The organism is Gordonibacter sp. Marseille-P4307 (genome assembly GCF_900604965.1).
Taxonomy (GTDB): domain Bacteria; phylum Actinomycetota; class Coriobacteriia; order Coriobacteriales; family Eggerthellaceae; genus Berryella.
The window spans coordinates 95,647-107,428 of sequence record NZ_UWPD01000001.1 but is presented as its reverse complement, the minus strand read 5'-3'; the positions used below and the strand labels follow the sequence as shown (position 1 = coordinate 107,428).

The window sequence follows — 11,782 nt, the reverse complement described above, 5'->3', positions numbered from 1 at the left end:
AGAAGATGAGGTACAGCAAACAGAGGACCGCCATTCTCGATTTCGTTCGGGAAAGCTGCTCTCATCCGACCGCAAGCGAGGTTTACGATGGGGTTCGAACGAATCTTCCGCAGATCAGCTTGGGAACGGTGTACCGAAATCTTATCCAGCTGTGCGAGGCGGGGATGATTGCCGCGGTTGAGGTTGGGGATGGCCCCACCAGATTCGATCGCCGGATCGACGAGCATCAGCACTATCGGTGCCGTTCGTGCAACAAGCTGTTCGATGTCGAGACGCCGCGCAACTCCCTGTTCACCGCAGATCTGGAGTCTTCGCTTCCAGGTACGCTCGAAGCCTATTCGGCGATGTTCTACGGAATATGCGAAGCGTGCCAAGATCGCAAGGACGATATGGATTCGACCCGAGAACGAAAGGAACCATCATGCTGAACGACAAGCTCAACGTGCTTCTTTCCGATTACGCCGTCAACCATCGCAAGCTCCAGAACCTTCACTGGTATGTGAGCGGGCACGGCTTCTTTCAGACGCACGCCGCGCTCGAGGGTCTGTACGACCAGTTCAATGAGGCTATCGATGAGATTGCCGAGCTCGTTTTGATGAACGGCGGCAAGCCCTTCGCCTCCATGAAGAAGTACCTCGAGGCGTCCCACGTTCAGGAGCGCGAGGACGACTTCGTCGACTCCGCCAGGGCATACGAGGTGGTGAAGGGTGATTTCGAGATCATCTTGGCCGACGTGAAGGACGCAAAAAAACTTGCCGACGAAGAGGAGAACTACCTTGTTTCCGCCGCGCTCGACGGGTTGATCGCATCGCTTTCCAAGAACATATGGATGATTTCCCAGTCGCAGCGTTAAGACCCTCAAGGCTCATCCGACGCAAGAAGGGAGCCGATGCGTTACGCATCGGCTCCCTTCGCTTTTTCCTCCGCGTTGCGGGCTGCCTGCCATATTCGGAGGCGAAGCGGTGCCTACAGGAAGTCGGCCAGCGATCCGATGCCGCCTGAGCCGCCGGACGCGACGGCGGGCGCTTTGGTGCCGTAGATGGTGGGCGCCATGAGAACCTTGCCGGTTCCGCGGTACACGTTCACCAAGCCCTCACCGGATGCAGCCGACCCGATGAGCGACTTGCTGGAACGCTCGACCGTAAACTGTAGAGACGGGCTCCAGGCAAGCGCCATGTTGCCGTCGATCTTCATGACGTCGTTGTCGAGCGTAACCTCGATCAGCTCTTCTTGCGGGCAGGGGGACTCGAGGGCGATGACGCCCGATCCGGAAAGGGACAGATTGAACAGGCCCTCGCCGCCGGCGATGGCCGACGAGAAGTTGCTGCGCGCAACGGCCTTGTGCTTGAGCGACGAATGGCAGGCCAAAAACAGGCCGTCATCCAGGATGATGCCGCCGCCCCACTCGGCCACATCCATAAGCAGGATGTACTTGTACGTGGGTTCCAGCACCAGCATGCCCGAGCCGGTGTATTCGGGTTTGATGGCGCTTTCCTTGGTGACGGCGCCGCGCACGGCCTTTCCCAGGAAGTCGCCCACGCTCTTCACGCCGGTCGTCGCCTGCACGTTTCCAACCGACCACTGCATCGCCCCTGCTTGAATGGTGACGGGCGCGGTGTCTAGGCTGCACATCACCTGCCTGCGGCGTACGTTCATCTCGGAGGCGAACCAGGCGCTTTGGGCGGTGAGCTGGTCGACCGACAGGTCGCGCTTCCACTCGATAACGCTGAAGGCTCCCTTTTGGGCGAGGATGTTGACGTCGTCGTTTTGAAGGAAGTTCCCGATCTTGTACATGCGGCCTCCTAACTGGGAGTGACATCGCTTTTGCGAGCGGTTCCATTATCGTGCATAGACGACCGACGAGGGGATGGTTTTCCGTCGATGATGAAAACTGTTGAAGATCGAGTCTTTCACACCTGTCTGGAGTTGTGGCGGGGAAGGCCGCACACACGAAAAAGCCGCCCGAGGGCGGCTTTTGAGTTCAATGGCGGGAAGTACGGGACTTGAACCCGCGACCTCCGACGTGACAGGCCGGCGCTCTAACCAACTGAGCTAACTCCCCATTGCTGTGACAGCGAAGGATATTTTAGAGGACTGTTCCTTGCTACGCAAGAGAAATTTTTAGAAAAATGAGATTCTCGGAAAGTCCGAGTTGGAAGATCGCTTCGTAACGGGGCGGTTTTTTCGTCGAACCCTACAATTCTCAGCTCATCGATGTAGCCCTTTGTGAAGCTGCTTGATAAAATTAACGTTCGCAAATAATCGCCCGGTTCGGGGGCATACCCCGACCACATGGCTGAAACGACGAGGATCTGGCATGCCCTTAGCGGTAAGCGATTCAATTGACTTAAAACGGCTCGAAGCCGATTCCGAAGAAGCGAAGATCCCTTCTGCCGATCGGGGCAGGAAGCGGGTTGCGGTGTTCGATTTCGACGGTACCAGCATGAACGGGAACTCCCCGGTTATCTTGGTGCGCTACATGACGCTGCGCGGCATGCTGCGCCCCAGCGTGGTGCTGCGCATCGGGTTGTGGGCCGCGGCTTACAAGCTGCGTCTTCCGCAGAGCGAGTCGTGGGTGCGCGGTTTGGTGTTCTCGGCATTCGAGGGCAAACCCGCCGACGAGGTGGATAGGTTTCTCACCGAGTTCTACGATCGCAAGATCGAAAAGCGGTTTCGTCCCGCCGCCGATGCGGAAATGAGGCGTCTGTCCCGCGAGGGGATCGATGTGGTGGTGGTGTCCGCCACGTTCGAGCCCATCATCCTGAGGGCGATGGAGTTCCATCCCATCAAGTACCAGGCCTCGACGCGCATGAAGGTGGCCGAGGACGGCACCTACACGCGAGAGGTCGATGGCGAATGCGTCGAGGGGGAAGCCAAGCTCACCGCGTTGGGTGAGCTGTGCGACCGCGTGTACGGCAAGGATGGGTGGGAGCTGCTCCATGCGTTCGGCGACCACCATTCCGATCGCGCGCTTCTACGCGCCGCGAAGCACGCCCATGCGGTGACGCCCGATCGGCCCTTGCGCCGTACCGCGCGCGCCGAGGACTGGTCGAAGCTGGACTGGTAACGCCCAGTGTATTTCCCGCGTGAGGACGAGGTTGCGTTTCGTTCAATGAATGAAGATGCGCCTTCCGTTTCATCTGGGAAAAACTACCATTACAATTGAGAGATACGAGAACCCACCGCGATCGAGGAGGGAGGGTCCCATGCCAGATAACCACGACGGCGCCGAGAACGTCCCGTTCGATCGGGAAAGAGTTCCCGCCGCTTCCGATTACCTCGCCAACGCTGCGGCGGCTGGCGCCGACGGCCAGCGCGTCCTTTCCATGCACCTTTACCTGACTGCGTTCGAAGAGGCGGCCAAAAGCGGTCTGCCTGTTGGAGAGGCGGCCGTCGCAGGGCTGCATGCGGCGTGGGATATCGCATGCGACCTGAAGGAACGCTCGCTCGCCGAGTATATCTTCGAGCGTCTCGAGCCCTATCTGTCGGCTGACGAGATGCAGGGATGCGCCGATCGGCTGCAGGGCCTCGCTTTGGACAAACTCGAGGAATTCGGACTTTCGCGCGAAGAGCTTGAAGATATGGCCGAGATGATCTCGCAGGACTACCTGGGCGGAACCCTGCCGTTCATGCAGTTCGAGAAGATCGATCTGTCCGCTTCGCTCTTTGGTGAAAAGGGGGTGCCCGCTTCCGATTCGGACGGGTCTGCCGCATCGGGCCGGCCAGTCGATCGAACCGCTGCCGATGCCGAATCGGCCTTGGCGCGCGCCGATGCGTCCGACGACGGCTCCGCATCGTCGGTTGCGGAAGTGCTCGAGGCTTCGGAGGCGAATCGTGCCTCTTCCGGTGTCGAGAATCCTGCGGATCGGGTGTCTCGAGCGTTATCCGGGCAGGCCGGAGGGCCTTCCGATTCCGCTGCTTCTTCCGATAAGGGCGTCGATTCTCAGAGGCCCGAGGGCATCCTGGGGATCCCCGGCATGCCCGCCGGAGAGCAGATGCGCATCATGGAGGAAACCGTCACCTACGCCGATCTTTCGGGCTACCATGGCGCCGTCGCCGCGATGCGCCAGTTCGGGATTGGAGTGAAGAACGATCGTCGCTATCTCGACCTCATCGAGATGCTGAATCTCCGGCACGGAGTTGATCGGGTGCCCGTAGCCGATACGCTTTTGTTCCGCTCGCCTGCGCGCGAGGATGCGAACCGCTTCATGATGGCGACGCTTGGCGAGCTTAACCTCCCGATGATCCGCATGGTCATGGAAGAGAACTTCCAGGGGTTGCCGGTACTTTGCGTTATGACCCAATCCGGTCGCCGTCCGCGCGTCAACATGCAGCGCGCCGGCTTCGAAGGGCCGGGCGTTTTGGTGCTCGAAGATATCGATCTGTGGAACGTGCCCGATCTCGATTCCGATCCGGCCGATGTCCCCGCGGGCCTTTCCGCCGCGAACGTGTCGCGCGCCGTGCGCGAGACGCTGAACTTCGTTCGCTGCGCAGTGGACAATCCCGATGTGTACGTCCTTGCCACGGCATCGACGGCCGAGGAGATCGATCCGTTCTTCTACGATCTGCTCGATCCGGTATCGGTTATCGACATCGACTATCCGACGCAGGCCGAGCGGACCGAGATCTGGATCGAGATCGCCGCCCAGCATCCGTCTATGCGTGGCATCGACTGCGCCGCGCTCGTCCGTTACTCGGAGGGAATGCCGCGTTTCGATATGTATATGGCGGCCCGCGAAGCTATCGAGGATGCGTACAAGCAGAGTCTGAATTCGGCGGAGTACACGCCGGTTACCGGTCAGAACATCTTCGAGAAGATGGCGGCGTACCAGCCGCTCGATTCCAAGGAGTACCGTGCGCTGGAAACCGAGGTGCTGCGCGATTTCCGTCGCGATCTCGAACATCTGGACGATCTGCTGAAGGGTCGTGAGTAGTCCCGTGCCCGCCTACGAGGCCGATTGGACTCGAACGGCGCTTTCGCGCGACGAGTTCGCCTTCAAGGTGTGCGAACAAGGGCGCGCGCTGTACCGAGATCTTCCCTGGCGCTGCGTGGACGATCCCTATGCCGTCATGGTGAGCGAGGTCATGCTGCAGCAAACGCAGGTTTCCCGTGTTGCGAAGTATTGGGAGCGGTTCCTGTCCAGCTTTCCCACCGTCGATGCGTTGGCGGCGGCGTCTACCTCCGATGTGCTGGATCATTGGCAGGGACTGGGTTACAACCGCCGCGCGCTGGCTTTGAAGCGCGCCGCCGACCTCGTGTCATCCCAGATGGACGGTATTTTGCCGCATACGGTAGAAGAGCTGGTGGCGCTTCCGGGGGTCGGGCCGGCCACGGCTGCGGGCGTGATGGCGTTCGCGTACCGTCTGCCCTCGGTTTACATCGAAACGAATGTGCGCACGGTGTTTCTGCACGAGCTGTTTCCCGATCATGAGAAGGTATCGGATCGGATGCTCGAACCCTACGTGCGGCAAACGTGCCCCGGCTCCGGCGTGGACGAAGCGGCGAAAGCGACTCGTTTGCAGAGGAGCGGGGATTTCGGAAAACGGGGGGACGCATCGAGTCGAAACGAGGTCGCGTTTGCCGGTCTGGGCGATCCGTCCGAAGATGCCCGAGCATGGTATTATGCGCTGCTCGATTACGGAGCGCATCTGAAAACGCAGGTGGCGAATCCATCGCGGCGCAGTGCGCATTATGCGCGCCAGAGCGCCTTCGAAGGGTCTCATCGCCAGAAGCGCAGCTTTATCCTGAAGCTGGCGCTGTCGTCGCCCGAAGGGGTTTCGGAGGAAGAGGCGCTTGCGGCTCTGTCGAAGTTCGAGATGGAGTCGGGTCGCGGGGCCGTTGATGCCGATTGCGGCCGTGCGATCGTCGATCAGCTGGTTGGCGAGGGATTTTTCAACCGGCAAGGAGATCTGCTCGTTCCCTAGGCGGGCTCGGGGATGTCTTGAGGACGGGGGATGCGTGGAAGTCGTTGAACTGCTGTTCGTCGCGGTAGGCCTGTCGATGGATGCGTTTGCGGTCGCTTTGTGCAAGGGGCTGTGCATGAAGCGCCTCGACATGAGGCAGGCGGTGGTCGTCGCTTCGTTTTTCGGAGCGTTCCAGGCGCTTATGCCGGTGGCCGGATGGTTTCTGGGGGCGCAGTTCGCCGATGCGATCGCTCCGATCGATCACTTGATCGTGTTCGCGCTGCTGTTGTTCGTCGGCGGGAAGATGCTCGTCGAAGCCGTACGCGGAGACGGCGATTCCGTCGAGTGCCCCGCCGATCCGCGGCTCGATGTCCGCGAGTTGCTTGCCTTGGCGGTTGCCACCAGCATCGATGCGCTTGCCGTGGGAGTGGGGTTCGCGTTTCTCTGCGTCGATATCGTACCTGCTGCTTCGTTCATCGGCGGCGTGACGTTCGCGTTATCGCTTGCAGGCGTTGTTATCGGCCATACATTCGGGTCGCGCTGGGAGCGTCCGTCCATGATGGCTGGTGGAATCGCGCTTGTTGCAATAGGCGTCAAGACCCTGATCGAACATTTTGGATATTACTAGAATTATTTTCAGTAACATTACTTTGGATTTCATGCATTGATTGGGTTACGGGATCGAACAGAAAACTTCCGAGAAATCTTACAGCTGGAAGAATGAAGAATTAGTGTAAGACGAGAAACACCTGAAGGGGGTGCACAGATGGAACAAGGCACCATTGCGCCTGAATTCGAAGGCATGCTGTCCGAACGTGGGGTGAGCAGACGCAGCTTCATGAAATTCTGCGGCGCACTGGCCGTTGCCGCCGGCATGTCCGAGCTGGCTGCTCCGAAAGTCGCCGAGGCCGTTGAGGCATCGGTGATCGGTTCCAAGGAAGGGAAGCTGTATCCGGTGCTGTGGATCGAGGGCGCGTCCTGTACGGGGTGCACCGAGTCGTTCGCGCAGCTTGAGACGCCCGATGTGGGAACGGTCGTTTTGGAGATGCTGTCCCTGAACTACTCCGACGTTTTGTCCGCAGGCGCGGGCGAGTCTTTGGAGCTTGCCAAGGAGCAGACCATCGCTGCCGGAAACTACCTGCTTGTGTACGAAGGCGCCGTTGTCCAGGCGTGGGGCGGTAACGCTTTGCGCGTGGCCGCCGAGCCGGGCATCCATCACCTCGAGGAGGCCGCCAAAAACGCGAAGGCGGTTGTCGCTCTGGGCTCGTGCGCGGTGAACGGGGGTTGGATGTCGGCTGCTCCCAACGCCGCCGATGCGACCGGCGTTCAGGCGTATCTGAAAAAGGTCGGCATCGAGAAGCCCGTCATCAACGTTCCCGGGTGTCCCGCGAACCCCGAGCATCTCATGGCGGTTCTCACCGAGGTGCTTATGCTGGGTTCCGATCATCTGCAGCTCGACTCGATGAACAAGCCTGCCGGCATTTTCGGTCAGACCGTTCACGACAACTGCGAGCGGCGCGGCCATTTCGAGAACGGCGAGTTCGTGTACAAGTTCGGTTCGAAGGAAGAAGAGCTGGGCTACTGCCTGTATCCGCTGGGCTGCCGAGGACCCCAGACCAATTCCAACTGCGGTGTGACTATGTGGAACAACCGCCGCAGCTGGTGCGTGCAGTCCGGTGCTCCCTGCATCGGCTGCTGCGAGGCGAATCCGAACAACATCAACGACAACTGGGTCGAGGTGAACACCCCGTTTTACGAGCGTCATCGAGATCTGCGCATCGGCGACTGGACGGTTCAGCCCTACGCAGTGGCGTTCGCCGTTACCGGTGCGGTTGCGGCCGCCCTGGTGGTCCACGGCTTCGGCATGAAGGCGGTGGGCCGCATGGACGGCGGCGCCGACTTCGAGGACGTGCGCACGTGGGACGCCAAACATCCCGATAAGTCTATCGGACAGTACGAAGGGGCGTTCAAGCCCGAGAAGAAGCATGCCTCCAAGGCATCCGACGAAGAGGGGAGGTAGGCTTACATGACTCGTTCTATCATCGACCCCATCACGCGCATCGAGGGGCATATGCGCGTTGAGATGGAAGTGGAAAACGGCAAAGTGACCAACGCCTGGACCACTGCCGGTTCGTTCCGCGGCATCGAGCTGGTCGTGGAGAACCGCACTCCCGCGGATGCGGCCCAGATCGTGCAGCGCATCTGCGGCGTCTGCCCGGTTTCCCATGCCCAGTCCGCCTCGATCGCCTCAGAGAAGGCCTACGGCATCACTATTCCGAACAACGCCCGCATCATCCGCAACCTGCTCGAGGGCGCCCAGTTTCTGCACAGCAACATTTTGTGGTTCTACAACCTTGCAGCGCTGGACTACGTCAATCCGCTGAACGCGCTCAAGGCCGATCCGGCCGATGCTCTTGCGCTTGCTCAGAAGGCCGGCACCAGCATCAACAGCGATTTCGCCGCCCTCAAGACCCGTCTTCAGGCATTCGCCGAAAACGGCCAGCTGTCCATCTTTTCGGGCAACTGGTTCGACGCCGAGGATGGCACGGCCTACAAGCTGCCGCCCGAGCTCGATCTGATCTGCACCGCGCACTATCTCGAGGCCCTGAAGTTCCAGGCGAAATCCTCCGAAATCTCCGCGCTTCTGGGCGGCAAGATGCCGCACATCATGACGCTCATTCCCGGCGGCACGTCGTTCGTTCCCACGGCGCAGAAGCTCGACGACCTGCGCGCGCTGTGCCACGAGGTATACGATTGGGTGCGCACGACCATGGTTCCCGATACGCTGGCCATCGCTCCCTACTATCTGGACGCGTTTGGCTACGGCAAGGGTTGCGGCCGCTATCTGGCCTGGGGCGTGTTCGAGAACAAGAGCATGAAGATGTCCGAGCGCTATCTGCCTTCGGGCGTGGTGGACGAGCGCAACCGTCTGACCGATCCCGAAGAGGGCATGATCACCGAATACGTCGGCCATTCGTGGTACAAGGGTTCGGGCACCTATCAGGCGCCCGACTTCACCACCGAGCCGGAGTTCACCGAGTACGATGTGGACGACCGCTACACCTGGTGCAAGGCTCCCGCTTACGGCGGCAAGCCCTACGAGGCCACCAGCCTTTCGCGTGCCTTGGCGGCTTACGGGCGCAAGGTTCCCTACATGGTCGAGCACATGGACGCCATGCTGGAGGCCTTGGGGCATCCGGGCGACCTCGAGGTCCTCAAGTCCACCCTGGGTCGTACGGCGGTGCGTCAGATCGAGACCACCTACATCGCCAAGATGATGTGTGATTGGGCCGACGAGCTGGTCGAGGCCGTGAAGTCCGGCGATTCCGAGTACTTCAAAGAGCCCGATACCAACTCCGGTTCGGGTTCGGGCTTCTGGGAGGCCCCGCGCGGAGCGCTGTACCACTCCGTCAAAATCGAAGGCGGTAAGATCAAGGGCTATCAGATCATCATTCCCACCACCTGGAACCTGGCTCCCATCAACGAGCATGGCGAGCATGGTCCGGTCGAGCAGGCGCTTATCGGCTGCCCGGTGGAAGACATCCATAAGCCCATCCATGCGCTGCGCACGGTTCACAGCTACGACCCGTGTGTGTCCTGCTCGGTTCACGTAAGCGAGCCAGCCACCGGCAAGCGCTTCTCGACGGTCACGAATCCCTGGGGGGTGAAGTAACATGGCGCATCTCGCACATTACCGTGAGGCGCATCCGATCCAGTTCGTCATCACCCATTGGATCAACCTGGTTGCGATGATCTTCCTACTGGTTTCGGGTTTCCTGATTCATTTCCCCGTGGCGGGGACGATGGGCTACATGCGCGGTCTGCACATCTTCTTCGGCTTCGTTCTATTCGTGAACTGCCTCGTGCGCGTGATTCTGGCTTTCTTCATCGAGTCGGCTCCCACGGGCGGCACGCGCAAGACGGTGCGGGACATCTTCACCTGGTTGCCTCAGAAGGACAATCGCCATCAGGCGTTCGAGTGGATCAAGTACTACCTGTTCCTGAAAAAGGAGCACCCGCTCTCCGCTAAGCTGGGCGTTCCGCAGAAGATCTCGTATTTGCTGATCCCGTTCCTGATCATTGCGATGTTCTACACGGGTCTGTGTCTGTGGGGGGCTACGGCGAACCTGCCTTTCTTTGCCGCGGGCACGGCGGCGGTGGGAGGCGCTATGAACATGCGCATCATCCACTTCTTCGGTATGTTCGTGTTCATCCTGTTCATGTTCATCCATGTGTATCTGGCGAACGTGGAAGGGTTCGAGCCCACTAAGCTGATCTTCTTCCGCAAGGAGCATGGCGGGCTGGTATACGATCCCGATAAGCACGCCATCGTCGGCGAGGATAGTCTCGGCCACGAGACGCACTAGTTAAAACGAAGGGGGTCCGCAATGGGCTCCCTTTTTTTCGGTACCGGCGGTCTGCGATGATCGGCGGCGCCGTTGCAGAAGAAGGAAAGGGAGCGGCGTTGATCGAACGCAGGGCAACAGCGGGGTCTTTATCGCAGCAGGCGATGGGCGAATCATCGGGACTCGCGGAAGGCGGCGTCCCGGTCGCCTCGCCGCCTCGGGTGGCGGTGTTTTTCGTGGGGAACAAGCTGATGCTCGATGACGGGGCCGCGGCGATCCTCTACGAGATGATTGCGGAGCGCTTCGATGCCGCGCCGTCGGTTCGGTTGTACGACGTGGGCTGCATGAGCCTCGATATGCTGTCGTATGTTGATGCATGCGACGTTCTGATCACCATCGATGCGGTCGATTCAGCCGACGGGGTTCCGGGCACGATTTTCCGATATACTCCCGACGACCTTGCGCGCACCCAGAAGGCGCTCTCGTCCCTTCATGATCTGCGTCTGGCCGACCTGTTCGACACCGCGGCTCTTTTGGGGTACCGGGCGCAGGGGGTATGTTTCGGCGTGCAGGTGGAAAACCGATCTCCCTCCAGCATGGCTATCGGTTTGACCCCGGAGGTGCAAGCGGCGCTTCCCCGTCTGTTCGAGGCGCTTTCGGCCGAGCTGGCGGGATTGGGCGTTCCTTTTATAGAACGTGGAACGGGGAAGCCCGTTGTCGGCCCGTTGCCCGACGGATACTGGGAGGGCGCATAGCTTCGAGCGTCTGTTTCGATGCGCGACGTTCGCCGTTCCGTTACGCCTTGTAAACTATAGTTAATTTACTATAGGCAATTGAATTGTATGCAGTTAAAATAACGGAAGTTCAAGGAGCGGTTCGGCATGTGCCGGATCGCGTGAGGCGAAAGGAAGCGTTCTATGTCGCTTATCAATAAGGAGATCGAGGACTTCTCGGTCCAGGCGTTCCACAACGACTCGTTTACCACCGTCACCCGTTCCGATGTTGCGGGAAAGTGGAGCGTGTTCTTCTTCTATCCGGCGGATTTCACCTTCGTGTGCCCGACCGAGCTTGAGGACCTTAACGGCTTGTACGATGAGTTCCAGAAGGCCGGCTGCGAGATCTATTCGGTTTCCACCGATACCCACTTCGTCCACAAGGCGTGGCACGATGCTTCCGAGAACATCGGTTCGCTGCGCTATCCCATGCTGGCCGATCCCACCCATGCGCTTTCTCGCATGTTCGAGGTGCTGATCGAGGACCAGGGCATCGCCGAGCGCGGTACCTTCATCGTGAACCCGGAGGGCCGTATCGTCGCTTACGAAGTGAACCAGGGTGCTATCGGCCGCAATGCCGTCGAGCTTTTGCGCAAGGTTCAGGCCTGCCAGTTCGTCGCCAAGCACGGCGACGAGGTGTGTCCTGCCAAGTGGGTTCCGGGTGCGAGCACCCTGCATCCGGGCATCGATCTGGTCGGCAAGCTGTAACTCGTTTTCATCGCGCACGCTGTCTGAAAGGGTCCGTCTCGGCATTGCTCC

The 11,782-nt window shown here is 60.0% G+C and carries 12 protein-coding genes and 1 tRNA gene; 11 read left to right on the top strand and 2 right to left on the bottom strand.

The annotated features are described in order from the left end of the window. Positions 1-5 precede the first annotated feature (5 nt). Together EIH26_RS00485 and EIH26_RS00480 are read left to right on the top strand one after the other, a co-directional pair. Entirely contained in the window at positions 6-428 is a 423-nt protein-coding gene (locus EIH26_RS00485) for a transcriptional repressor (protein ID WP_124060268.1), read from the top strand. Next, complete coding sequence (locus tag EIH26_RS00480) at positions 422-853, top strand: DNA starvation/stationary phase protection protein (protein WP_124060267.1); 432 nt, start codon at positions 422-424, stop codon at positions 851-853. The genes EIH26_RS00485 and EIH26_RS00480 overlap by 7 nt, the downstream gene beginning before the upstream one ends. 113 nt (positions 854-966) lie before the next feature. On the opposite strand, the gene EIH26_RS00475 is transcribed toward EIH26_RS00480, so the two are convergent. Both EIH26_RS00475 and EIH26_RS00470 read right to left on the bottom strand, forming a co-directional pair. Beyond that, the gene (locus EIH26_RS00475; RefSeq protein WP_124060266.1) at positions 967-1,794 is read right to left on the bottom strand and encodes an AIM24 family protein; all 828 of its coding nucleotides are present in this window, start codon (positions 1,792-1,794) and stop codon (positions 967-969) included. Between the two features lie 191 nt (positions 1,795-1,985). Next, a tRNA-Asp gene (locus EIH26_RS00470) sits at positions 1,986-2,062 on the bottom strand. A 255-nt stretch (positions 2,063-2,317) separates the two neighbouring features. Between EIH26_RS00470 and EIH26_RS00465 the strand changes: the two genes are divergently transcribed. The 9 genes from EIH26_RS00465 (at position 2,318) to ahpC (ending at position 11,731) form a co-directional block, all read left to right on the top strand. Beyond that, entirely contained in the window at positions 2,318-3,067 is a 750-nt protein-coding gene (locus tag EIH26_RS00465; protein WP_124060265.1) for an HAD family phosphatase, read from the top strand. Between the two features lie 139 nt (positions 3,068-3,206). Continuing rightward, positions 3,207-4,934, top strand: coding sequence for a ribonucleotide reductase subunit alpha (locus EIH26_RS00460; protein ID WP_124060264.1), 1,728 nt, complete (start codon positions 3,207-3,209; stop codon positions 4,932-4,934). Next, the gene (locus EIH26_RS08475) at positions 4,927-5,925 is read left to right on the top strand and encodes an adenine glycosylase (RefSeq protein ID WP_241152706.1); all 999 of its coding nucleotides are present in this window, start codon (positions 4,927-4,929) and stop codon (positions 5,923-5,925) included. The genes EIH26_RS00460 and EIH26_RS08475 overlap by 8 nt, the downstream gene beginning before the upstream one ends. A gap of 34 nt (positions 5,926-5,959) precedes the next feature. Then, complete coding sequence (locus EIH26_RS00450; RefSeq protein WP_124060263.1) at positions 5,960-6,532, top strand: manganese efflux pump MntP family protein; 573 nt, start codon at positions 5,960-5,962, stop codon at positions 6,530-6,532. A gap of 138 nt (positions 6,533-6,670) precedes the next feature. Further along, a complete protein-coding gene (locus EIH26_RS00445; RefSeq protein WP_241152705.1) occupies positions 6,671-7,924 on the top strand; it encodes a hydrogenase small subunit in 1,254 nt (417 codons plus the stop codon). A 6-nt stretch (positions 7,925-7,930) separates the two neighbouring features. Next, positions 7,931-9,577 carry a nickel-dependent hydrogenase large subunit gene (locus tag EIH26_RS00440; protein WP_124060262.1) on the top strand — a complete coding sequence of 549 codons (1,647 nt, stop codon included), beginning with the start codon at positions 7,931-7,933 and terminating at the stop codon, positions 9,575-9,577. Position 9,578: 1 nt separating this feature from the next. Then, the gene (locus EIH26_RS00435; protein WP_124060261.1) at positions 9,579-10,271 is read left to right on the top strand and encodes a cytochrome b/b6 domain-containing protein; all 693 of its coding nucleotides are present in this window, start codon (positions 9,579-9,581) and stop codon (positions 10,269-10,271) included. Positions 10,272-10,414: 143 nt separating this feature from the next. Beyond that, complete coding sequence (locus tag EIH26_RS00430) at positions 10,415-11,005, top strand: hydrogenase maturation protease (RefSeq protein WP_124060260.1); 591 nt, start codon at positions 10,415-10,417, stop codon at positions 11,003-11,005. Positions 11,006-11,167: 162 nt separating this feature from the next. After that, positions 11,168-11,731 carry an alkyl hydroperoxide reductase subunit C gene (gene ahpC, locus EIH26_RS00425; protein WP_124060259.1) on the top strand — a complete coding sequence of 188 codons (564 nt, stop codon included), beginning with the start codon at positions 11,168-11,170 and terminating at the stop codon, positions 11,729-11,731. The last annotated feature ends 51 nt before the right edge of the window (positions 11,732-11,782 follow it).